The organism is uncultured Algibacter sp., from assembly GCF_947495675.1.
Taxonomy (GTDB): Bacteria; Bacteroidota; Bacteroidia; order Flavobacteriales; family Flavobacteriaceae; genus Algibacter_B.
Map to the genome: position 1 here is coordinate 125,913 of NZ_CANLZX010000004.1, position 22,434 is coordinate 148,346.

22 protein-coding genes are annotated in these 22,434 nt (G+C 31.2%); 8 read left to right on the forward strand and 14 right to left on the reverse strand.

What is annotated here, in order from left to right; all coding sequences use genetic code 11:
• The first annotated feature begins 160 nt into the window (after positions 1-160).
• Positions 161-1,009, forward strand: a complete 849-nt coding sequence (locus tag Q0842_RS04370) for a DUF2911 domain-containing protein (protein ID WP_298494727.1) — start codon at positions 161-163, stop codon at positions 1,007-1,009.
• Positions 1,010-1,181: 172 nt separating this feature from the next.
• On the opposite strand, the gene Q0842_RS04375 is transcribed toward Q0842_RS04370, so the two are convergent.
• From Q0842_RS04375 to Q0842_RS04390, 4 genes are all read right to left on the reverse strand, one after another.
• Positions 1,182-2,153, reverse strand: a complete 972-nt coding sequence (locus Q0842_RS04375; RefSeq protein WP_298494729.1) for a Gfo/Idh/MocA family oxidoreductase — start codon at positions 2,151-2,153, stop codon at positions 1,182-1,184.
• Positions 2,146-3,858: a sodium:solute symporter gene (locus tag Q0842_RS04380; RefSeq protein WP_298494731.1), complete on the reverse strand. Its 1,713-nt coding sequence runs from the start codon at positions 3,856-3,858 to the stop codon at positions 2,146-2,148. Before Q0842_RS04380 ends, Q0842_RS04375 begins: the two co-directional genes overlap by 8 nt.
• Before the next feature lie 112 nt (positions 3,859-3,970).
• Positions 3,971-6,496: a PIG-L family deacetylase gene (locus Q0842_RS04385; RefSeq protein WP_298494733.1), complete on the reverse strand. Its 2,526-nt coding sequence runs from the start codon at positions 6,494-6,496 to the stop codon at positions 3,971-3,973.
• 252 nt (positions 6,497-6,748) lie between these two features.
• Positions 6,749-7,747: a YhdH/YhfP family quinone oxidoreductase gene (locus Q0842_RS04390; RefSeq protein ID WP_298494735.1), complete on the reverse strand. Its 999-nt coding sequence runs from the start codon at positions 7,745-7,747 to the stop codon at positions 6,749-6,751.
• 136 nt (positions 7,748-7,883) lie between these two features.
• On the opposite strand from Q0842_RS04390, the gene Q0842_RS04395 reads away from it, so the two are divergent.
• Positions 7,884-8,210 (forward strand): helix-turn-helix domain-containing protein, encoded by a 327-nt coding sequence (locus tag Q0842_RS04395; protein ID WP_298494738.1) that lies wholly within the window; start codon positions 7,884-7,886, stop codon positions 8,208-8,210.
• A 60-nt stretch (positions 8,211-8,270) separates the two neighbouring features.
• Here the strand turns inward: Q0842_RS04395 and corA are convergent, their stop codons facing one another.
• From corA to Q0842_RS04430, 7 genes are read right to left on the reverse strand one after another with little or no spacing between them, the layout of a single operon-like run.
• Positions 8,271-9,338, reverse strand: coding sequence for a magnesium/cobalt transporter CorA (gene corA / locus Q0842_RS04400; RefSeq protein ID WP_298494740.1), 1,068 nt, complete (start codon positions 9,336-9,338; stop codon positions 8,271-8,273).
• A 32-nt stretch (positions 9,339-9,370) separates the two neighbouring features.
• Positions 9,371-9,940: a mechanosensitive ion channel domain-containing protein gene (locus Q0842_RS04405; RefSeq protein WP_298494741.1), complete on the reverse strand. Its 570-nt coding sequence runs from the start codon at positions 9,938-9,940 to the stop codon at positions 9,371-9,373.
• 60 nt (positions 9,941-10,000) lie between these two features.
• Positions 10,001-10,960: a septum formation inhibitor Maf gene (locus tag Q0842_RS04410; RefSeq protein WP_298494743.1), complete on the reverse strand. Its 960-nt coding sequence runs from the start codon at positions 10,958-10,960 to the stop codon at positions 10,001-10,003.
• 17 nt (positions 10,961-10,977) lie between these two features.
• Complete coding sequence (locus Q0842_RS04415) at positions 10,978-11,571, reverse strand: Maf-like protein (RefSeq protein ID WP_298494745.1); 594 nt, start codon at positions 11,569-11,571, stop codon at positions 10,978-10,980.
• Positions 11,571-12,485 carry a geranylgeranylglycerol-phosphate geranylgeranyltransferase gene (locus Q0842_RS04420; RefSeq protein WP_298494747.1) on the reverse strand — a complete coding sequence of 305 codons (915 nt, stop codon included), beginning with the start codon at positions 12,483-12,485 and terminating at the stop codon, positions 11,571-11,573. The genes Q0842_RS04415 and Q0842_RS04420 overlap by 1 nt, the downstream gene beginning before the upstream one ends.
• Positions 12,486-12,530: 45 nt before the next feature.
• Positions 12,531-13,061 (reverse strand): HAD family hydrolase, encoded by a 531-nt coding sequence (locus tag Q0842_RS04425; protein WP_298494749.1) that lies wholly within the window; start codon positions 13,059-13,061, stop codon positions 12,531-12,533.
• Complete coding sequence (locus Q0842_RS04430; RefSeq protein WP_298494751.1) at positions 13,042-13,809, reverse strand: Rossmann-like and DUF2520 domain-containing protein; 768 nt, start codon at positions 13,807-13,809, stop codon at positions 13,042-13,044. The genes Q0842_RS04425 and Q0842_RS04430 overlap by 20 nt, the downstream gene beginning before the upstream one ends.
• A gap of 58 nt (positions 13,810-13,867) precedes the next feature.
• Here Q0842_RS04430 and Q0842_RS04435 point away from each other — a divergent pair, with 58 nt between their 5' ends.
• The 3 genes from Q0842_RS04435 to Q0842_RS04445 all read left to right on the forward strand — a co-directional run bounded on the left by Q0842_RS04435 (position 13,868) and on the right by Q0842_RS04445 (position 18,481).
• Positions 13,868-14,269, forward strand: coding sequence for a group III truncated hemoglobin (locus Q0842_RS04435; protein ID WP_298494753.1), 402 nt, complete (start codon positions 13,868-13,870; stop codon positions 14,267-14,269).
• 155 nt (positions 14,270-14,424) lie between these two features.
• Entirely contained in the window at positions 14,425-17,610 is a 3,186-nt protein-coding gene (gene ccsA, locus Q0842_RS04440; RefSeq protein ID WP_298494755.1) for a cytochrome c biogenesis protein CcsA, read from the forward strand.
• 13 nt (positions 17,611-17,623) lie between these two features.
• Positions 17,624-18,481: an FkbM family methyltransferase gene (locus Q0842_RS04445; protein WP_298494757.1), complete on the forward strand. Its 858-nt coding sequence runs from the start codon at positions 17,624-17,626 to the stop codon at positions 18,479-18,481.
• A 136-nt stretch (positions 18,482-18,617) separates the two neighbouring features.
• Here the strand turns inward: Q0842_RS04445 and Q0842_RS04450 are convergent, their stop codons facing one another.
• Positions 18,618-19,334: a DUF3307 domain-containing protein gene (locus Q0842_RS04450; protein WP_298494759.1), complete on the reverse strand. Its 717-nt coding sequence runs from the start codon at positions 19,332-19,334 to the stop codon at positions 18,618-18,620.
• Entirely contained in the window at positions 19,328-19,930 is a 603-nt protein-coding gene (locus tag Q0842_RS04455) for a transcriptional regulator (protein ID WP_298494761.1), read from the reverse strand. The genes Q0842_RS04450 and Q0842_RS04455 overlap by 7 nt, the downstream gene beginning before the upstream one ends.
• A gap of 248 nt (positions 19,931-20,178) precedes the next feature.
• Here Q0842_RS04455 and mscL point away from each other — a divergent pair, with 248 nt between their 5' ends.
• Both mscL and Q0842_RS04465 read left to right on the forward strand, forming a co-directional pair.
• Positions 20,179-20,622 carry a large conductance mechanosensitive channel protein MscL gene (gene mscL / locus Q0842_RS04460; RefSeq protein WP_298494763.1) on the forward strand — a complete coding sequence of 148 codons (444 nt, stop codon included), beginning with the start codon at positions 20,179-20,181 and terminating at the stop codon, positions 20,620-20,622.
• A 2-nt stretch (positions 20,623-20,624) separates the two neighbouring features.
• Positions 20,625-20,783, forward strand: a complete 159-nt coding sequence (locus tag Q0842_RS04465) for a hypothetical protein (RefSeq protein ID WP_298494765.1) — start codon at positions 20,625-20,627, stop codon at positions 20,781-20,783.
• Here Q0842_RS04465 and Q0842_RS04470 read toward each other — a convergent pair.
• Positions 20,780-21,436 (reverse strand): HAD family phosphatase, encoded by a 657-nt coding sequence (locus Q0842_RS04470; protein ID WP_298494767.1) that lies wholly within the window; start codon positions 21,434-21,436, stop codon positions 20,780-20,782. The genes Q0842_RS04465 and Q0842_RS04470 overlap by 4 nt on opposite strands.
• 79 nt (positions 21,437-21,515) lie before the next feature.
• Between Q0842_RS04470 and rlmF the strand changes: the two genes are divergently transcribed.
• Entirely contained in the window at positions 21,516-22,406 is an 891-nt protein-coding gene (rlmF, locus tag Q0842_RS04475) for a 23S rRNA (adenine(1618)-N(6))-methyltransferase RlmF (RefSeq protein ID WP_298494769.1), read from the forward strand.
• Positions 22,407-22,434 lie beyond the last annotated feature (28 nt).

Genomic DNA, 22,434 nt, shown 5'->3' on the forward strand with positions numbered 1-22,434 from the left:
AAACTCATGAGGTATGAGAGGTGAAAGCCTAGTGTTGGTAATAGGTTTAATGAAAATAAAGACATTTAAACCATTTTAATTTAAGCTTTTGTTAACATTAACCGATTATATATTGGTTAATTTTATAATGTTAAAACCTTAATTAATTATAACTACTATCATGAAAAAATTACTATTATTATTTATGTCGTGCACCATGTTTTATGGTGTTAACGCACAAATTGCTACACCACAACCTAGTCCGTTCTCTAAAGTTGAACAAAAAGTAGGTGTTACAGATGTTACCATAGAATACTCAAGACCAGGCGTTAAAAATCGTACTATTTTTGGCGATTTAGTGCCTTATGGGAAAATATGGCGAACAGGAGCAAATGCTAGAACAAAAATTACCTTTAGTACAGATGCTGTTATAGATGGTCAAACTTTAAAAGCAGGTTCGTATTCAATTTTCACTATTCCTAATGCAGATTCTTGGGATGTTATTTTCTATAACGACGGCAAAGAATCTGGAACACCAAAAGATTTAGACGGTAAGTATGTTGCGGCTAAAACAAGTGTTAAGGCTCATGAAATCCCGTTTAGTGTAGAGTCTTTTACTATCGATATTAACAACTTAAGCGCTACAGGTGCTAGACTTGAGTTTATTTGGGAAAAAACATGGGTAGGACTAGATTTTACTGTCCCTACAGATACTCAAGTTTCTGCAAATATAGATAAAGCTATGAATGGGCCTAGTTTAGAAGATTACTACGCTTCGGCAACATATTATTTAGAAAACGATAAGGATATCAATAAAGCAAAAGTTTGGATTGATAAAGCTATTGATATGACTAAAGATAAACCACGCTTTTGGTACTTAAGAAAACAAGCTTTAATACACGCTAAAGCTGGCGATACAAAAAGTGCAATTGCAGCAGTAAAAGCATCGTTAGAATTGGCTAAAAAAGCAGGGAACGATGGCTATGTAAAAATGAACACCGAGTCTTTAAAAGCTTGGGGCGCCATGTAAAACCATTCGCTACATTAATAAATAAACGCAATCTATTTAGGTTGCGTTTTTTGTTTTTGGGCGTTACCACAAGGGTCGGGCTTTACACTAAAAGTTTTGGCTCGATGCGCGCCTCGCCAAAAGCTAACGTTTCAATCCCTAACGCACTTATAAGCAAGTGTTGTTTTAAGTATTAATACTCTAGGTTTATTTGTTTTCTAACAGCATCTAAAGTACTAATAAGTTGCTTGCTAAACTCAAAAGACATCACATCACTTTCTGTTTTGCCTTGTCTTAATAATTCATTAAAGTGTATAGTTTCGTAATTATAGCCAATGGTTTTGTAATTAAAATCTATAGTTTCTTTTTTACCTTCGTTTGGTATTAATGTAACTGTTGAAGGTGCATGAAACTGAGTGTTTATTTTTATAATTCCTTTTTCAAAATAAAAAATAGCCTGAGTAGCTGTGTCTTCAATAAGAGTGCTTTTTAGAATTGCTTTTGAGTTACTGTAATAAAAAGTCATGTTACAAGACGAGTCTGCACCATTTTCAAAATAAGTGGCTTCAGCTTTTATAGTTTTAGGTAGTCCTAAAGTAGATAGTGCTGCAAAAATAGGGTAGATGCCAATATCTAATAAACTACCACCACCTAAAGATTTATTAAATAATCTTGACGTATTATCAAAAGCTCGGTTAAAACCAAAATCGGCTTCTAGTTTAACCATTTTTCCATAAACGTTACTTTCTATAGCATTTAAAACATATTTGTAGTGTGGTAAAAAATAGGTCCAAAGTGCTTCCATAAGCAGCACATTTTTCTCTTTAGCTTTTGCAATCATTTCTGCTACTTCAAGGCTATTCATTGCAAAAGGTTTTTCACATAAAACAGCAATATTATGTTCTAAACATAATAGTGTGTTTTCTTTATGTAAAGCGTGAGGTGTAGCTATATAAACAGCATCAATATTACTGTCTTTAGCTAAATCTTCATAACTACTATACGCTTTTGTCGCATTATATTTTAATGCAAAAGTATCTGCTTTATCTTGGTTTCTAGAAGCAACAGCGTATAATTTGGCGCCTTCAATTGTCAATAAATCTGTTGCGAATTTATGGGCTATATTTCCTAAGCCAATAATGCCCCAATTAATAGTTTTATTCATAGATGGTTTTGTTATTAGGTGTTATAAATTGAAGTAAGCAAGCTATTATTATAACTATCATACAGCCCACAAAATTCAACCATAAAAATGGTAGGTTTATGTAATCGTATAAATCTAATAGGTACAAAGCAATTACTAAAACCTGAGTAATTAATGCCGCTATAAAAACAGCATTGCCTTTAACAAACTTAAAGAAAAAGGCAAGTAGGAAGATACCTAAAACATTTCCGTAAAATATAGAACCTATAATGTTTACTAATTGTATTAAGTTTTCGGCAAGGTTAGCAACACAGGCAACTCCAATGGCTATAATACCCCAAAGGAATGTAAACCATCTGGAAGCTTTTACTTTTTCTTCTTCAGTTTTTTCTCCAGTATTTCTTATGTATAAATCTATAGTTGTAGTAGAACCCAATGCATTAAGTTCGCTGGCTGTACTTGACATTGCAGCACTTAAAATCACAGCTAATAAAAGTCCTATTAAACCACGAGGTAAATTGTTAAGTATAAAGTGAATAAACACATAATCTTTGTCGTTACTTTCCACTTTAATATCTTGACTTTCTGCTGCTTTATCAATCAAATCTCTAGCCTCTTGTCTTAATTCTTCATTGGCTAAATTTGCTGCCGAAATATACTTAGCAGCTTCAGGGTTTTCAGATTTTGTATAGGCTTCTATAATCTTTTGCTTGTCTCTAAAAATTTGTTGTTGTTCTTTTTGAAGTACTTTAAATTCTTCAGCATATTCAGAATTTAATACAACTTCGGTAGCAGTAGGATTAAAGTTAACGGGTGCTTCATTAAATTGATAAAACACAAATACCATAACACCAACTAATAAGATAAAAAACTGCATAGGCACTTTTAAAATACCATTAAAAATTAAACCCAATTGCATTTCTTTAACCGATTTACCCGATAAGTAACGTTGTACTTGACTTTGGTCTGTACCAAAATAAGATAGCATTAAAAACGTACCACCAATTATACCACTCCAAAAGGTATATCTGTTATTTAAATCGAAAGAAAAATCTAGAACTTCCATTTTACCGCTAGCTCCAGCAATATCCAATGCTTTGCTAAACGTAATATCTTGCGGTAGTTTGTCTACAATTAAAAAGAACGCCACAAGCATACCTATAAAAATAACCACCATTTGGTGTTTTTGAGTAACGTTTACTGCTCGAGTTCCTCCTGAAACGGTGTAAATAATAACTAAAAAGCCTATAATGATATTAAGAGTTAGTAAGTCCCAGCCCAATACAACCGATAAAATAATGGCAGGTGCAAAAATGGTAATACCTGCAGCTAAACCACGCTGTATTAAAAATAAAATAGCCGCTAAAGTTCTCGTTTTTAAATCGAATCTGTTTTCTAGAAACTCGTATGCTGTGTATACTTTTAAGCGATGATATAATGGAATAAAAACCATGCAAATAACCACCATAGCTATGGGTAGTCCAAAGTAAAATTGCACAAAGCCCATACCATCATTAAAAGCTTGTCCTGGGGTTGATAAAAAAGTTATAGCACTTGCTTGTGTTGCCATAACCGATAAACCAATAGTCCACCATTTTGAGGTATTGCCACCTCTTAAATAATCTTTTACGTTTTTACTACCGCGTGTTTGTAATGTGCCATAGGTTACAATGGCTATTAGCGTAACGCAAAGTACTGCCCAATCAATCCAGTTTAAGGTTTGCATAGTTAAAAGGATTTTGTAATAATGTAAAAAAGAACAAAGTAGATTGCATTCGCTATTAATACAACAGAATATAGTTTAAGCCATTTTGGTTTTGGTTGTTCTTCTTCCATAATTAATCATTTAATTTTTGGGTTTGCTCTATATCACTTTTTCCTATTGATAGCATGTTTGCGAATAATCTATAGGCACCAGAAACGCCTGCAGGAAACTCTCTAAAAAAGCTTAAACCTGTATAAATGTAATGGCCTTTACCATGTTTTGCAATTAATAAACTACCATCTTTGGCAGTCTCACCTTTATCATTCATTGATAGAATAGGAGTAAACTCCTTACCCCAACTGTTAGGGAAGTATAAACCACGTTCTTGTGTCCAGTTTTTAAAATCGTTTAGAGTAATTTTATTTGGGAAGTTTAATACTTCATGATCTGGATTTAAAAAACGAACTTCTGCATTTTCATCAGTAACTCTATCGCGCGATAGTTTTAAATCAAAAGGTGATAAGTTATCTACCTTTATACGATGGCTTGTATTGTATTGCACAATCATATTACCACCATTAGCTACAAAATCAAATAGTTGTTGTTGCTTGAAATTTAGTTCCTCTATGGTGTTGTATGCTCTAATACCAACAACTATAGCATCAAATCTACTTAAGGTTTCGGCATTAATGTCATTGGGTGTAATAATGCGAACATTGTAACCAATTTGCTCTAGACTTTCAGGAACAACATCACCAGCACCTTGAATATAGGCAATATTTTCACCTCGTTTTTTTATATCTAAACGCACAATTTTACTTTCGCTAGGTAATAATACCGTTTGAAACGGAATGTGCTCATAATCTATTTCAATAAGTTCTTTAGTATAACTTTTATCGCTAACATGAACAATTGGGCCAATAAAACCTTCGCTTTGTTCTTTTGGAGGAATGACTGTAAACGTAAGTGTTTGCTCTTCGCCTTTGTGAGCAATAGATACTTTTTGCTTTTTAGGAAAAACACTCCAATCGTTAGGGTGGCAAACTTCTACATCGCCTTCAAGATTATCTCTACCTGCTTTTACAACTACTGTAATATCGCGTTGTTGGTCATTATCAAGAATAATAACCTTTTCGGTAATTTTAGCTGAAGCTTCTGGGATAATTTCAAACGGACGATATAATTCTCCTTTATCTGGTTTTGAAAAACGCTGAATAACAGGTTTTGTGATTGTTATGGGAGTATTATTTATTAATAGATTAAAATTGATATTAAAGGTTCTTGGTGTTTCAGGTTTTCCAATAAGCTTCATGTTATTAACTTTATACATGCCTAAAGACCCTTTTTCGTTTAGCCAATATGGTGTGGTAGGTTCGGCGTCACTTGGAACTTTTATAAGCTCTTTAAAATCATATTTTGTATTGTTTTTAAGTGTTATGCCTTTTGATATTTTTAAGCCGCTAGCATTATTCAAACTTTCTAAAACTATTGGTATATCGCTTCTATTAAGTACTTCTATATTTAGATTAATAATTTCGTTTTGTGTTGCTAAATTAGTTTCTGCCGAGGCTTCTAAATACAGTCCGGCACACATTTCTATAATAGTTTTAAGTGCTTCAGTTTTTTGCGCTTTCCAATGTTTGTCTTCCACACGTTGTAATAATTGGTAAGCTTCTATTAATTGAGAAATATGTGAAGCAGGGTTTTGAAAATTGAAGTTTTTTTCAACAGCATTTAAAATAGTACCAACAGCTTTGCCTCCCTTTACACGATTCCAAGAAGTATCAATACCAGCAAAAATATTGTCATTTCCGTTTAAAGGTTCTCCTTTTAAAAATTCAATAAATTCTTCTTGATTACCACGTTGCGCCAAACGCCCAAAACCTTGACATAAATGTTGGCTACTAGCTAACGATGCTAATTCGTTATTACTCATGCCTTTTAATGGGTAATAGGTGCCAATATCAAAACTAATCATGTTGCTTTTGTCAACTTTATCAAAAGCTTCTTTACTACCATAGCGCCACCAGCTGGTGTTGTAAAATAAACGCTTTGGTTGCCATATATCTGTGTGTTTAAGCTGGTTGGGGTAAGCAGCGGTGTTGCTTGCAAGATCAAAAGCTTCTAAGCTTAATATAGCAGAACTAGTATGGTGACCATGAGTTGTACCTGGTGTTCTATGGTCAAATCTATTAATAACTACATCTGGCTTAAATTGGCGTATTGCTAAAACTACGTCGCTTAACACTTCATCTTTATCCCAAATTTCTAAAGTTTCGTCTGGGTGTTTAGAGTAACCAAAATCATTAGCTCTTGTAAATAATTGTTCGCCACCATCTATACGTCTTGCAGCAAGAAGTTCTTGTGTTCTAATAACACCTAAAAGTTCTCTTATTTCTGGGCCAATTAGGTTTTGTCCACCATCACCACGCGTTAATGATAAATAGGCTGTTTTTGCTTTTACATGGTTAGACATATAAGCAATTAAACGTGTATTTTCATCGTCTGGATGGGCTGCAATATACAACACCGAACCTAAAAAGTTAAGTTTTTGAATAGACTCGTAAATCTCTGATGATGAGGGTGTTTTTGGTTTTTGGGCTTGAGAAAAAGATATTGTTAAAAGCCCTATAAATAAGTAAAGTAATCGTTTTTGCATGGTTTTGTTTTAGCTAAAATCAAATATAAAAAAGAAACCAGCGATATTGCTGGTTTTAGTTTTTATTTAACGGTTTGTTGAAGTTGAGGTGCTTTTAGTTTTGATTTTTCATTTAACTTAAACAGATACGAAACCGTTTAAATACTGTACCAAGTTAAGCACAGGTGTTTTATATCTGGCGTTAAACGAAGTTAGTTGAATTTTTTTTTTACAAAGTCAAGTGTTTTTGCTATAACTATAATCATCAATTAATTAGGTTATTTTTATAATAGTTCTTCCTTTTAATTGTCCTTTTAGCATTAACTCAATTTTTTGCTTAACATCTTCAAGCTTTATTTCGTGGCAAGTGTTGTTCAATTGTTTTGGTTTCCAATTGTTAGCTAATTTATCCCACACTTTTGTTCTATATGCCATTGGGTAGTTTTGAGAATCAATTCCAATAAGTGTAATACCTCTTAAAATAAATGGGAATACTGTTAAGTCTAGTTTGGGCGATGCAACATTACCACAACAAGTTATTACACCTGTTGCATTGGTGGATTTTATAATGTTTTCGAGAATAACACCTCCAACAGTATCAATTGCTCCTGCAAATAAGGGTTTTAGTAGTGGTTTTTTATCAAAATTTTCTATGTCATTTCTAAACATAATGTCTTTGGCTCCAAGATTTTTTAAGTATGCACTTTCTGTTTCTTTTCCTGTTATAGCAACTACATGATAACCTAATTTACTTAATATAGAAACACTTAATGCGCCTACACCACCTGTTGCGCCAGATACCACTATTTTTCCATCTTCGGGTTTAATTAATTCTGTTAATCTTAATACAGACATTCCTGCTGTTAATCCAGCAGTTCCAAATATCATGGCCTCTTTCATTGTTAAGTTTTCAGGTAATTTAACTACCCAATCAGATGGCACTTTAATATATTCAGCAAATCCGCCATCGGTATTCATACCTAAATCATAACTGGTAACAATTACTTTTTCTCCAACTTTAACCAAATCACTATTTGATTGTTTTACAATTCCCACAGCATCTATCCCTGGAGTATGCGGGTAATTTCTAGTAACACCTTTGTTTCCAGAGGCCGATAATGCATCTTTATAATTTAATGAGCTATAGTATACTTCTATTAAAATTTCGTTTTTATTTAAAGGATTAAACTCTATTTCTTTAACCGAACCTATGAAATTTTCGTTATTTTCTTCAACTCTAAATGCCTTAAATGTATGTGTATTTTGTTCCATAATTATCTTCTAATTTTACTTACTTTTGTGTAAATGTCAGAATAAATATTATACAAACCAATACCTTACAAAAGGTTGGTATACGAACATTTACTTCGGTTTTTAGTGTTTTAAAGTCTTTAAGAGAAGAAAAAAAATGAAAAAAAGTTATTGCCCCATAGATACATTCATTAATACCGTTAAAGGAAAACGAAAAGCAACCATAATTTTACATCTTTTTCAAGGAAATAAGCGCTATAGTGAATTAGTAAAATTGTTAACCGATATTAGTGAACGAATGCTATCTAAACAACTTAAAGAATTAGAATCTGATGGGTTAATAATAAGAACTGTTTTCCCAGAAGTACCACCAAAAGTAGAATATAGTTTAACAGAACTTGGTAAAGAGATTCAGCCTGTATTAAAAGTTATGTTTAAAGGCGGTATTCTTTTTGAAAAAGTTATTGATAATTCAGAAAAATAAATTTTAGACTTTTTCTATCAAGAACTTTAGGTTTAAATAATTACTTCTAATTATTGACTTTTAAAGCCATTTTCTGCGTTTAAAATAGATAAGCATACCAATAAACATAACAATCATGACACCCCAAAGAATAAAATAGGAGTACTTATATTGTAGTTCTGGGATGTACTCGAAATTCATACCATATATACCAGCAATAAAAGTTAGCGGAATAAAAATAGATGCCATTATGGTAAGTACTTTCATAACTTCGTTCATTTTATTACTAATGGTGGTCATGTACATATCCATTAAACTCCAAATCATTTCACGGTAAATGTCAATGTTTTCTGAGACCTGAATTAAATGGTCGTAAATATCTCTATAATAAGTAATTGTTTTTTTCTGTATGAGTTTGTTTTCGTTTTTTTCTATACGATTTATAACTTCGCGAAGTGGAAATATGGCTCGACGAACTCTTAAAATTTCGCGTTTTAAGTTTTGTATTTTTTGGCTAATATCGTCATCCACTTCTCCAGAAAATATTGCGGTTTCAAAATCTTCAATTTTATCTCCTAAAATTTCTATAACATTAAAATAATGGTCAACAATGGCATCTATTAAAATGTATAATAAATAATCGGACTGCATATTACGAACACGCCCTTTTGCTTGACGAATACGGTCTCTTACAGAGTCAAATACATCGCCTTCTGATTCTTGAAAGGATAGCACATAGTTTTTACCTAAAACGAAACTAACTTGTTCTGTGACAATTTTCTCATTTTCATCATAATACAACATTTTTAAAACTACAAAAAGGTAATCGTCGTACTCATCAATTTTAGGCCGTTGAGAAATATTTACAATATCCTCTAATACAAGTGGGTGTAAATCGTAATGAATGCCCAGTTTTTCTATTTCGTTAACATGATTTAATCCGTTTAAATTTATCCATGTAATAGAATCTGTATGCTTATATTCAAAGCCTTCTTCAACACTATTTAACTCTTTTACAATACAATGTTCTTTATTGTAATCGAAAGATTCAATAAAAAGTTCTTGCTCTGGTTTTTTACCTGTGTAAATGACACTTCCAGGTATTTGCCCTAATTCTTTTTTTGATCTATGAGATATGTTTTTTGCCATTTTAGAAAGTATAGCTTAAATATATGGATTATTTAGATAGAATCTGCCCCATCGTCTTCTGAAGAGAAATCATCAATAGCGTCTTTTTCAATAAGCGTAACTGCTTTTTGTAGCATTAAGTTGTTTGGGTAGGTTACCAAATCGCCATTGTCTAAACGTAAATGTAATTGAAAAGCCCTTATGTCCTCAATAATAGCTGTTATTGGGAAATCTTTATCATGAATTTCAATTTTGTCACCAACTTTATATGGGAAGTTAAAAAACATGATAATACCAGAAGTAATATTGCTTAAAATGGACCAAATTGCAAAAAGCGCAATACCTATAATAGCAAATACAGAAGAAAAAATTACTGCTAAATCTTCAAATTGAGCACCAAAAACAAAAGCTTCAATAAGTAATGCAATTATAAATAAATTTACGGTTATGTACCTTCGTATTAACCTGATTCTTGCATCGTTTATACCATTTTTTTTGGCAACTTTGGTAATAGTGAAATGTAAAATGAATCTTATTATTAATAATGAGAGCAGTACAATTGCTGATATAATTAACTCACTTTCAAAACGCGAAAGAAGGGTTTCTTTATTTTCAAATAACATATTTTTTAATTTAAAATATAAGGCAAAGATACGCTCAAAAAGAAAACTTTTTTGGTATTACTAATTTATTTGAAGCGTTTCTCTAAGTACTTCGTCTTTAATGCTCTTTTTTTGCCAATACGAAGATTTAATGGTTTTTAGTTTGGTTGCTTTTGTTGTTAAAACCTTTGCATTATTGCCAAAACCACTTTTAAATGTTTCTTCCCAGCTAACAATATCGTGAGGAAAATTTGGGTTAAAAGTTATGGTTAGTGTTCTTTCTAATTCTGGGTAATTAATAGAATAGGTGTTTTCTGTTAACGTAGCATTGGCTTGGTAAGCCTTAATAGTTTTGTGTTTAAGTCTTGTATACTCAAACGATGGGATAATTTTTAAATGCCCTGTTGGTAAAGACTTTGGATTAATACGAAGTTTTGTCCATAATTCGTTTTCTAGAATAGTTTTTTCTAAGCTAAAACTTTCATATGCTTCGCCTTCAAAATAAGAATGCGATGTAACTTTAAATTCATCTTTATTATTAAGCTGAGTGTAAACATGGCCACACCATTCTTGTATAGAACTAGATACTTTTAAGGCGTGTTGGTTATTTGAAATAGGGTAAAAGGTACTTTGCATAATTGAGTACGGATAAACCCCTGTGTTAAAGTTTTTTGTAGCGTTTAGTTTTAAAATTGGAATATTATTAGCATTTTGTTGGTCTGCTTTCACTTGTATGTTAGGCAGGAAATCTTCTGTTACATATATTAAAACAGCTGTGCCTTCTCGTATTTCTCCATAACGTGCTTGTTCTAATTTATATGATGAAATTTCGGCTTCTCCAGCATACCAGTATTTTTTAAATTCTGGCGTTATTTTAGGTTTCTTGTTTTTTTGATTAACAATAGTTTCTGTTTTTGAATGAATAGCTATCTCGTTAGTTTTTATATTATTACAAGATGTAAGTGATAATAATACGCCTAAAATAGACCAAAATAGAATTTCTGCTTTTACAATTTTGTTTAATTTTTCTAGTATTTTCATACTATAAATTTACAAAGCTATGTTGTTTCTGCAATGGTATTTAACGTTTTATAAACAAGATGTACGGGTAATCCCATTACATTAAAATAAGAGCCTTCAATTTTTGTAACACCAATTTGCCCAATCCATTCTTGAATGCCATATGCTCCAGCTTTATCAAATGGTTTATAAGTGTTTATGTAGTATAAAATTTCTTGGTCTGTTAATGCTTTAAAAGTAACTTTGGTAATATTGTGAAGTGTTTTTTCGAAGGTAGTTGTTGTAAAACAAACAGAAGTTATTACCTCGTGTGTTTGATTGCTTAAGGACTTTAAAATACTAAAAGCTTCCTGGTTATTACGAGGTTTTCCTAAAGCAGTATGATCATGCCAAACTATTGTGTCGCTTGTAATTAATATGTCTTTAGGTTTTAACTCTTGTTTAAAAGGAAGTGCTTTTAATTGAGCTAAATAATTACTAATTTCAAAATGTGTTAATCGAGAAGGGTACTCTTCTACTACGGGTTTTAATCGAATTTCAAAATCGAGCCCTAAATTTTTAAAAAAATCTTGTCTTCTAGGAGATCCAGAAGCTAGAATGATATCATGACCCTTAAGTTTTTCGTTTAGCATTAATAGAGAATAACGTACTTGTATAAAAGTAAGGAAAGCATTCCGAAAAGCATAATCAATTTGTACATATTACTAATGTGATGCATCTCTTTTTTTGTTGAAGCACTATAAGTTTTAATACTTGTATAGATAAGAGGTCCTACAATAAACAGTAAAAAATAGCCTACCACTATAGGTTGTTTGTATAAATCTAAAACAACATAAAAAATAACTCCTATTAACGGAAAAAAACTTAAACCAGTTAAAGCGTTTTTAGCACGTTCTCTACCAATAGCTATGGGTAAAGTGTTCATTCCAGATTTATAATCGCCATCAATATCTTCAATATCTTTTGCTATTTCTCTTAATAAATTTATTGAGAAAGCAAATATTGAGTAATCTAAAATAACTTTAAAAAACAAGGTTTGCGTTTCTTTATTTGAAGTTGTCATTGCAGGAATTAATTCGAATATGCCAACAATAATTAAACTCATACTAACAAGTAATGAAATGGTAATATTACCAATTAAGAGACTTTGCTTTAAATACGTGGCGTATAGGTATAGCAATACAGATATGATAACAAATAAAGAAAAGAAAGGCGCTTTACCAATACTGTGTGATAAGTAAAACCCTAAGCCAACTCCAATAAAATTAAATATGATAAAAAGGTTATAAGCAGTTTTCTCTGAAATAGATTTATTAATAATAACTTTATGGGGTTTGTTGACTAAATCGGTTTCAACATCGTAAATATCGTTAATTATATTTCCTGCAGCAGCAATACAAATAGTAGCTAAAATTAAAATAGTAATTCCTATACCATCTAACGTTATTTGTACTCCAAATGGTTCTAAAAGAGCATATTTAATAAGTAATTGCATAAGTGCAATCATCAATAAATTTTTCCAACGAATAAGGTTTAGAAAGCTCAAAAAATAATATTAAGAATTAGTGTTTAAAAGTTTTAATTTTTTGTGTTAATCATATTTAGCTCCAAAATTGCCATTCCAATTGCCTTGAATTTTTAATACTTGTTCAATAACATCGCGAACAGCACCTTTGCCACCTTTTTTATGAGAAATGTATTTTGATATGCCTTTAATTTCTGGAACTGCATCTTGTGGGCAACATGGTAAACCTATAATTTTCATAACAGGGAAGTCAGGAATATCATCACCCATATATAACACATTCTCAGACTTAATATTCTTTTTGTTAAAATAATCATTTAGCTGTTCTATTTTATTATGAGCACCTAAATAAATATCGGTAATGCCTAAACCAGTCAATCTAATTCGAACTCCTTCATTTGATCCACCAGATATAATACAAACATTATAGCCTTTATCAATAGCTGTTTTTAAAGCATAACCATCTTTAATATTCATAGTTCGTAGCATTTCGCCAGTTGTGGTTACTGTAACAGAGCCATCTGTTAATACACCATCAACATCAAAAATAAATGTGGTAATATGTTCTAAATACTCCTTATAGCTTTTTTCTTCCATGTGTGCGTTTAATAGATTCAGTAAGCAACTCATAAATAGCTTTATGATGATCGCTCTGTAATGTTTTTAAATGTTTTTTTATAGTCTTTTTGTCGTTACGTTTGGCAGGTCCGGTTTGAGCTTTAAACGGCGACATATCTTGAATTTTGTTTGCAGTTTCTTGAATAAGCGGCTTTAATAAATCAAATTCGGCTCCTTCGCTTTCGGTTATTTCATGTCCAATTCTATATAATTGATTCGTGAAATTGTTTACAAAAACTGCTGCAAGATGTAAAACACGTCTTTGGTCGCTATTAATGCGCTTAGTAGGACTGCCTAAGCTAACGGCAAGTTTTTTTAAAAGCGGGTAGCTTTTTTTGTCTATCGTTTCAATACAAATGGGCACATTGGCAAAATCTATTTCAGCATGCTTACTAAAGCTTTGTAAAGGGTACAATACACCGCGTTTTAGTTTCATATCTAAATCGTAAACACTAGCGCTACCAGATGTATGTACTACTAACCGGTTTTCAAAAGGAAGTTTACTTGATAAATTGGAAATAATATCATCGCTAACGGCAATAATATAAACGTCTGCTTCTTTTAAAGTGTTTAAATTATCTGTAATATCAACTAAGTGGTCATAAGGCTGAATAGTCGATAAACTTCTGTTATACCATTGAATAACAGAAACTTCATCTGTTTTTTTAAACCCTTTAAATAGATGTGTGCCAACATTACCAGCACCTAAAATTACAACTGAAATCATGCTGCTAAAATAGGTAATAAAAGCCTATTTAAAAACCTAATACTTTATCTTTGTAAGCATGAATAAAAAAGATATTAAAACTAGAGAGGATGTGTATTTACTTGTGTCTTCATTTTATAAAAAAGTTAGAGAAGATTCAGTTTTAGGGCCTTTTTTTAACAATTTAATTAAAGATTGGGATGCACATATTGATAGATTAACTACTTTTTGGGAAACCAGCTTGTTCATGACACGTAAATTAGAACACAAGTATCAAGGAGATCCATTAGAAGCTCATATTAAAGTTGATAAAGAAAACAATAATAGTATTACAGAATTGCATTTTGGATTATGGTTAAATCTCTGGTTTGAAACAATTGAAGAGCTATTTGAAGGCGAAATTGCCGAAAACGCTAAACGACGTGCAAGAAAAATGGGGACATTTTTATATCTCAATATATTTGAAGCTAGGAATTCTTAATTTTTAAAGTTATTTTTTATTTTTTGATAGCCTGATACAGTTAAACTTAAAACAACTTGCTTTCAATATTAGGCTTCTAACTTTTACAACACTTTAACACTTTCAAATAAACATTAATCCTTAAATTTGCACAACCTTAAAAAAGGGTTCTGATTATGCAAAAAAAGCTCGCTAATATTTTCTTTTCGACTAGACTAACTGCTATTTTATTTATTGTTTTCGCTGTAGCTATGGCTACAGGAACTATTTTAGATGCAGGCCAAGAGACATCGCCAACTCCATACACCAGAAATTTAATTTATAATGCTTGGTGGTTTGAAGCTATTATGGTCTTTTTTATTATCAATTTCGCAGGAAATGTTTTTAGATTCAGATTATATAAAAAAGAAAAATGGGCAACTTTTATTTTGCACTTAGCTTTCATTTTTATTTTACTTGGGGCATTTATAACGCGTTATGCTAGTTTTGAGGGCATGATGGCTATAAGAGAAGGGGCAACCGAAAATTCATTTCTTTCACAAAAAACATACATTACAAGTTATATAGATGGCGATTATAAAATTAATGGTCAAGTACAACAGCGTTTTATAGAAAGCGAAGTTGATTTTTCTGGACGTTTAGAAAATAATTTTACAATTAATACAGAATATGGACAACAGCCAGTAACTATGAAGCTTGAAAAATTTATAGTTAGTGCAGAAGAAGACATTATTCCTGATGATAATGGGGAATCTTATTTAAAAATGGTTGAAGCTGGAGATGGAGGCAGGCATAATCACTTTTTAAAAGTTGGCGAAATAGCAAACGTACATAATGTGTTAATAGCACTAAATAAGCCAACAAAAGGTGCCATTAACATTACGTTTCAAGGCGATTCGCTTACTATTAATTCTCCTTTTGAAGGTGATTACATGACTATGGCTACTAGAGCCCAAGGCAAGTTAGTTAAAGATAGTTTACAACCTTTAGTATTGCGTTCTCTTTATAAAATAGGTAACATGCAAATGGTTTTTCCTAACCCAGTTGTAAAAGGTGTTTTTGATTTGGTTGAAAAATCACAGAAATTAAAAAATGATGAAGATGGTGTTGTTTTAAGTGTAACAACTAACGGCGAAACCAAACGTGTAGGGCTATTAGGAGGCAAAGGAACTAATAGTAATTATAAACAAATAAAAGTTGGTGGTTTAGACTTTGCTTTAAAGTATGGTTCTAAAGTTTTAGAGTTACCATTTTCATTAAAGTTAAATGATTTTGAAGCAGAACGCTACCCAGGAACAGAGCGTGGCTATTCTGCTTATTCAAGTGAGGTGACTGTTATAGATGAACGATCTGAAGATTATGATTATAAAATTTTTATGAATAACATTTTAGATCATGACGGATACAGGTTTTTTCAATCGGGATTTGATCCAGATGAAAAGGGCACCATTTTATCTGTTAATCATGATTTTTGGGGTACACTAATTACTTACATAGGGTATTTTATGCTGTACTTTGGTTTAATGGCTATTCTGTTTTCTAAACATTCTCGTTTTGGCGATTTAAAGCGTTATTTAGAAAAAGTAAAAGCTAAAAAAGCAAAGTTGCTTACTGTTTTAGTTTTATGTTTTGGAATAAATGTTTTTGCTCAAGAGCACCATGAAGGTGATGGGCACAACCATTCGCGACCAACAAAAGCACAAATAGATTCTATTTTAAAATCTAATGTAGCTCCTAAAGCACATGCCGATAAATTTGGACATTTAGTGATTCAAGATTTAAGTGGTCGTATGATGCCCGTTAATACTTATGCTTCAGAAATGCTTCGTAAATTAAGTAAAGATGATACTTACGAAGGGATAGATGCAAATCAGGTGTTTTTATCTATTCAAGAAAGTCCTATGCTTTGGTATAATGTGCCAATTATTTATTTAAGGCCTAAAAAAGGCGATTCTATTAGGAAACTTATAGGTGTTAATAAAGATGTTGAATATGTCCCACTTGCAGATTTCTTTTCAGAACAAGGCGCTTATAAATTAGCACCATTTCTTGATGAGGCTTATAAAGCACAAATACCTAATGGTTTTCAAAAGGAATTTAAAGAAACCGATCAACGTGTTAATTTATTATACAACACCATTGAAGGGATGTCTTTAAAAGTATTTCCAATTCCTGATGATGATAATAACAAATGGATATCAAATTTTGATTATAAACGAGATAGAACTTTAATAAAGGATTCGTTATATGCCAATTTTGTAAATAACGGGTTTAGAGCCTATTTGTTTACACTAAATAAAGCAAAACAAACAGGTGATTTTACTGAGACAGAAAAGTTATTAGAAGCTTTCAAAAAAACACAGCACCGTTATGGTGGTGCCGTTATGCTTAGTGATGACAAAGTGAAAACAGAGATTATTTACAATAAATATGATATTTTTAAGAAATTGTTTAGCTGGTATATGTATGCTGGTACCTTGTTGTTTGTTTTATTAATTGTACAAATATTTAATGATAAACATAAGTTTGTTAATGTTTCTGTTACTGTATTAAAGTTTGTTATTCTTGGTTTGTTTCTATTACATACAGCTGGTTTAATTGCACGTTGGTATATTTCGGGCCATGCACCTTGGAGTGATGCTTACGAGTCTATGATTTATGTTGCTTGGGCTACTATGTTTTTTGGTTTAGCCTTTGGAAGAAAAAGTGATTTAACCATAGCATCAACAGCTTTTGTTACTTCTATGATTTTAATGATTGCACATTGGAACTGGATGGATCCTGCTATTGCAAACCTACAACCAGTTTTAAATAGTTATTGGTTAATGATTCATGTGGCTGTTATTGTGGCAAGTTATGGACCGTTTACCTTGGGAATGATTTTAGGTGTTGTATCATTATTACTCATGATTTTTACTACCAAAGCTAATAAGGCTAAAATGGATTTAAATATTAAGGAACTTACTACAATTAACGAAATGGCGTTAACGGTTGGTTTAGTTATGCTTACCATTGGTAACTTTTTAGGAGGTATGTGGGCTAATGAAAGTTGGGGGCGTTATTGGGGATGGGACCCTAAAGAAACTTGGGCACTTATTAGTATTATGGTTTATGCTTTTGTAATACACATGCGATTGGTTCCAGGTTTGCGTGGGCGTTGGTTTTTTAACCTTTTGTCTATTGTCGCTTTTGCTAGTATTTTAATGACGTATTTTGGTGTTAACTTCTACTTAGCGGGTTTACATAGCTATGCTAGTGGCGACCAAATTGTAAGTGTTAAGTTTATTAGTATTGCTTGTGGTTTAGTGGCTATATTAGGTGTCTTTGCTTATAGAGGATATGCAAGATATTACAAGAAGTAATATTTAAATTATAATGAATAATTTCCTAATTAAAGTTTTAAAAAAATTAAATGCTTTTAAATTTTTTAATTTTAGCATTACTAGAAAATTTGGTGGCCAAAAGTTTGTTATTCCTGTTAGTGATAATATTGGCTATTCTAATTTATCTACTTCTGAGCCTTGGATGCTTGATGTTTTAAAAATAATATTACCAATTGATAATGGAAGTTTTGTTGATGTTGGTGTAAATACTGGACAAACTTTACTAAAATTAAAAAGCGTTTCTATTGAAGTGGATTATATAGGTTTTGAGCCTAATCCGTTTTGTGTTAATTATGTAAATACATTAATTACACGTAATCAATTTAAAAAAACAACTATTGTTCCTGTAGGCATATCTGATAAAACAGAAATTGGTGTGCTAAACTTTATTGATAACTCTAAGGCTGATAGTTCTGCATCTATGATTGCCAATTTTAGAAAGGACCATGTTATTAAAAGACAAGAATATATTCCTCTTTTTAAAATTGAAGATTTGATGGATGAAATTAATCTTGATAATATTGCGGTTTTAAAAATAGATGTTGAAGGTGGTGAGTTAGAAGTTTTAACCAGTTTTAAAGAGCTTCTTTTAAAAAGTAACCCAATTATTCTTCTCGAAATTTTGCCTGTTTATACAGATGATAATACTTTTAGATTAGAGAGACAAAATAAAATATTGGCGATACTTTCTAATTTAAATTATTCGATATTTAGAGTGATTAAGAACAAGGATTTGTTTACTGGTTTTGAAGAAGTGCATGATATAGGAATTCACTCTGATTTAGATGCGTGTGATTATGTTATTGTGCCTAATAACAAGTTGGATAAATTTAAAGCCTATTCTACTTAGGTTTTTAATAGTTAGGTTATAATTTTACTATTATGCAAGGCCTGCGTTAGGGATTGCAATGAAAAGCCCACAGCGAGGTACGAGCGAGGACTTGTAATGTAAAGCCCGACCCTTGTGGTAACGCCCAAATTATTTACTACAATAAACTTAATATGTATTGGTAACTTATACCGAAGGCTATTGCTAGCCCAAAACTTAGTAGTGTGCCTATTAGTATATATTCTGTGAGTTTGCGGTCTTTGGCTTTTGATAAATCGCCGAAACGAAACACCGATTTTGCTGCTATTAAAAAACCTACACCTTCCCAATGGTTTGTGATTATAAACATAAACACGAATAATCGTTCTAGTATGCCAATGTATGCGCCAGCTTCTGCGAGTGATGCTTCTTTACTGTATTCGGTTAAATCCCATTTAGAGATTATGGTTTTCATGATTATGGATGATACTTTGGTGATACATAGCAAACTAGTTATAAATAATAAGTTTTTTGGTGCAAAAAGGCTGTTTATACTAATGCTGTATGGCATATAAATTTTTACTACCAATGCTATTACTATAATATGTGCTAATTGGTCTAAGCCGAATAATATCCGGTTGTTCATTTTTGGTTTTAAATGCAGTTTTATAACATCTATTATGTAATGTGAAATGGGTATAATTATTATAGCTAACCAGTATTTAAAATGAAACTGTAATACTACTATTAATGCACCTACATGTACTAATATATGCCAATATAAAAACTTTGATTTATGCTTGTGTTTTTCTTTATGTTGTACCCATTTATTTGGTTGAAAAATAAAATCGCCAATAATATGTGCAAGTATAAATTTAATGGCTAATGCTAACATAGGTTTTGTATTTGGGTTTTGTAGTAGTGTAGTAGTTTTAAAATCTCATCGAAACCAGCTCTTTTAAGTCCTTGACTTATGTTGCCTTGGGTTTTGTTAAAAATTTTTGCTAATTGATTTTGATTTAAATCTGGGTTTTCTAATGTTGTTTTTACAAGAATGGCTGAGGTTTTTGTCCAATTATTTATGGTTAATTGTGCTAATTCTAGCATAATGTTTATAGAGGTGTCAAATAACTCGAATGGCGATTTTATGGCCAATGTGGTTTTTTTTAGGTTTTCAAAACACTCGCCCGAGTTTACAAAAGCACTTCCGTTAGATTCTGTTATGTTTTTAGATTCGTAAGTTTTTTCGCCTACACCAATAGCTAGTCTTACATCTATATTATCAAATTGTTTTATGGTTGCTTTAATTAAAATACAGGCTTTTAATGCTTGTTCTGGTGGTACTTCTAATTGAAAGCTATCGCCTCTATAAATTTCCCATGCTAATGGTGATTTACCAAAACTATTTAAAATAGTTTTAAGCGCTTTTAACCATTTTTGTGGATCACTTTTTTTAGAGTTTATAATATCGCCTGTTATTATACTAGTCATATTTTATTGGATAATATAATCAAATGTATAAATTTTATATAAAAGAACAAAATTATTATCTAAAAGACTAATAATTTAAAATATTACTTTAAAAGCTAATAATTGTAAATATTAGTTAAAAGAATTATAATTAAGGTGTTTTGTGATATCTTAAAACTAATATGTTTTAAAGTATTTTTTATGTTGATAGGGTTAAAAATGCAAATAACAATCTAATATCTTTGTTGCAGAAAAAATAAACACAAAATATGAAACTATTCAAAGAATTTAAAGAGTTTGCCGTTAAGGGGAATATGATGGATATGGCTATTGGAATCATAATTGGAGCATCTTTCAATAAAGTAATAGATGTATTGGTTAAAAAAGTATTTCTACCACCATTATCTTTATTAACCGATGGGGTTAATATGCAAAATAAACGTATTATTTTAAGGGAAGCAGTTACCGATGCTAACGGCACTAATATTATTGATGAGGTTGCTGTAGGCTATGGAGTATTAGCAGAAGCCTTTTTAGATTTTTTAATTATAGGTTTTACGGTTTTTATTGTAGTAAAGTTTATGAATAAATTACGAAATAGGGCACAAGATACTAAGGATAAAACAGTAGTGACACCTAAAGATATTGAATTATTATCGAAACTTACAGAGCTAATGGAAGAACAAAATGCACTATTAAAAACGAAACAATAGTTATGGCTAAAACGGGCAGAGAGAAGAATACAAAAAATAAAGCGAAGCATTCTAAATTAATGGCTCAGAAGAAAAACAAAAAAAAATCTGATGAAATATTAAGAAAGGAACGCTTAAAAGCAATTATAAAAAAAGCAAAAGAACAAAAAAATAATAGTTAAAGAAGGTTCGTTATTTTATGAAACTTAATTTCATTAAAATCTTTAATAACCATATTTGCTTTAGAATAATCTTGGTTTTTAGAGTGAAAGCTATCAAAACCAACACAAAATATATCTGCAGCTTTTGCAGCCAAAACACCATTGGTTGAATCTTCAATTATAAAACATTCCTCTTTTGAAAAACCAGTTGCTTCTGCAGCTTTTATAAAAATTTCTGGATGTGGTTTAGATTGTTTTAAATCACCACCACTAAGCTTGGCTACAAAATATTGGTTTAAATCAAAACGATCAAAAATTTGATTAATGCTTGTCATAGCTGCTGATGATGCTAGAACTAAAGTAAGTCCATTACTATGGTAATCCTTTATTAAATCTAATACACCATCAATAAGACCTAGGTCAGAATTACTATAAAAAAAATGTTTGTAGTGCTTACGTTTAAGAGCCACTAAGCTTTCAGGTGATTGCTCTAGATTAAAATGATCTACAAGACGTTTACAAATGTTTATAGTAGATTGCCCTGTAAAAGATTCATAAAGCTCTGTAGATACTTGTATACCAACTTCATCAAACATATCATGATAGGCTTTATTATGCATAGGTTCACTATCTATAATAACACCATCCATATCAAAAATTACTGCTTTTAACATCACATTTTTTTTTACGAATATATAAGAATTGAAATAAACACACTAAAAATCTATTTTGTAGTTTTGAATAATTATTAAAATGCATTTAAAAATCAAGACAATTCCAAAATTTCATATAAAAAACAAGCATAAATCAGGATATGATTTAGATGTTTTGTGTGAGGCATACCCAGACTTATTACCATTTGTTTTCAAAAATAAATATCAAACAAAAACCATTGATTTTGCTGATCCTAAAGCGGTAAAAGCATTAAATACGGCTTTGCTGTTTAAGTATTATAATATTAATTTTTGGGAATTTCCAGATACTAATTTATGCCCACCAATTCCTGGACGGGTTGATTATATTCACCACGTTGCCGATGTATTAAAAACATCGAAAAATTCAAGTAACATTACTGTATTGGATATAGGTACTGGGGCAAGTTGTATTTATCCAATTTTAGGGCAAGCAGAATATGGTTGGAATTTTGTTGCTACCGATGTTGATAAGCAATCATTAAAAGATGCTAAAAACATTATAGATAAAAACAAGTTAAGTGATAAAATAGAATTAAGGCATCAAAAAGATATATCTCAAATATTTAAGGGTGTTATAAATGAAAATGATAAGTTTACTATTACCATTTGTAACCCACCATTTTATAAATCTGAGGCCGACGCTTTAGAAGCAACAACCCGAAAATTAAAAGGCTTAAATAAGGATAGGGATAAAATAGTTAGAAACTTCGCTGGTACCAAAAATGAATTATGGTATAAGGGCGGTGAAAAAGCATTTATTCACAATTATCTTTATGAGAGTTCTTTATTTAAAGACCAAAGCCAATGGTTTACAACACTGGTTTCTAAAAAAGATTTGGTAAAGGGTATTTATGCGTCTTTAAAAAAAATAGGCGCTTCAGAAATTAAAACAATTAATATGGGGCAAGGTCAAAAAACATCAAGAATTTTAGCTTGGTCTTTTAAATAAAAAGTTGCTAAAGCTAAAATTAATAGCC